Annotated in this window: 1 pseudogene; it reads left to right on the top strand. The window is 39.1% G+C overall.

Annotated elements, in window-relative coordinates:
• Positions 1-26 precede the first annotated feature (26 nt).
• Positions 27-225, top strand: a pseudogene (locus LNN34_RS21875) (IS5/IS1182 family transposase); the annotation flags it as partial.

The following is a 225-nucleotide window of genomic DNA, read 5'->3' as shown; positions in this document are numbered from 1 at the left end:
AGACTAAAAAGGACGGTGTCTTTCTCATGTTCCACACAAGAAATTCTTCTCAAAATGCAGCCGAATTTGTTCTGCTTGACCAACTCGTCGAAGAGGATCATCTGCTTCGTAAAATTGATAAACACATAGACTTCTCTTTCATCATTGAAAAGGTGAAACCTTACTACAGCGAAAACAAAGGCCGCCCCTCACTTGATCCGCTGATTTTATTCAAAATGATGTTTA

The sequence above is a fragment of the Bacillus sp. AF23 genome, assembly GCF_020861455.1.
Lineage (GTDB): Bacteria > Bacillota > Bacilli > Bacillales > Bacillaceae > Bacillus > Bacillus halotolerans.
Note: the sequence above shows the minus strand (reverse complement) of the source record. Positions and strands in the feature narration are given on the sequence as shown.